The sequence below is a fragment of the Candidatus Nanopusillus massiliensis genome (genome assembly GCF_920984865.1).
The window spans coordinates 521,364-522,343 of the sequence record NZ_OV100765.1 but is presented as its reverse complement, the minus strand read 5'-3'; the positions used below and the strand labels follow the sequence as shown (position 1 = coordinate 522,343).

Genomic DNA, 980 nt, shown 5'->3' with positions numbered 1-980 from the left:
AATTGTATATCAATATCTCCAATACCAGCTGCTATTAGAACATCATATTTTTCATATCTTTTTTCATCCATTAATCTTTTTAATTGTGGCATTTTTTCAACTTCTTCTTTGCTTACAAATTTTGCATATACAGGTAAATCTTTATTAATAATTTCATTTGCTTTTTCTTCAATCTTTTTTACTAATTCATCATCTAATTTATCTAAATCGAAATCTATTCTTGCTTTATCCTTTATATATTTGGCTTCCGGTAATTTTTTCATTGCCGAACATATTATTTAATACTGCAGACAATATATGTAAAGCTGTATGTAATCTCATTAATTTATACCTTCTTTCCCAATCTATTTTTCCTTTAACAATATCTCCAGCTTTAAAATTTGGTTCTTTTTCTAATAAATGTATAATATTTCCTTTATCATCATAATNNNNATCTATTACTTTTATTCCATTTATTTCTCCAGTATCTCCTGGTTGACCACNNCTTCTTGCATAAAATGCAATTGTATCCAAAATAACTTCTTTTCCTCTAATTTCAACAACTTTTCCTTCAAATTCCTTTAAATATTGATCCTGCCAGAAAAGTTTTTAAGCATAGAAAATAATATAAGGATATTTTTATTTGTCTTTCTTTTAAAGATATAATCATGAGAAAATCAGATAGTTTAGATAGTANNATAGGAGATGATATAGAAAATATAAATCNTGCAGCTATATATTATTTTACAAAAGGATTTATAAAAGAATGTGAAAATCTTAGAGTATGTGAAGTAGGAGAAATAAAAATTGCAGAATGGTTGGAATATTTGGGTTATGGAGAGGAATTAATTATGCTATTTAAAAATAAGAGAAGCTCAATTAAAAAAATGCTAAAATATATGAATATAAATTATAAACGTTATGAAAATTCAGGAAGAGAATTTGCAGAAAAGTATTTTAGGTATAATTATATCGCAATAAATATTTGATATTGGACGAGA

General features: G+C 24.9%; 1 protein-coding gene and 1 pseudogene. Both read right to left on the bottom strand.

The window, feature by feature from the left end; translation table 11 throughout:
* A pseudogene (locus tag LUA84_RS03605) lies at positions 1–263 on the bottom strand (alanyl-tRNA editing protein); the annotation flags it as partial.
* The gene (locus LUA84_RS03600) at positions 226–513 is read right to left on the bottom strand and encodes an alanyl-tRNA editing protein (protein WP_231434488.1); all 288 of its coding nucleotides are present in this window, start codon (positions 511–513) and stop codon (positions 226–228) included. The pseudogene LUA84_RS03605 and the gene LUA84_RS03600, both read right to left, overlap by 38 nt.
* Between the last annotated feature and the right edge of the window lie 467 nt (positions 514–980).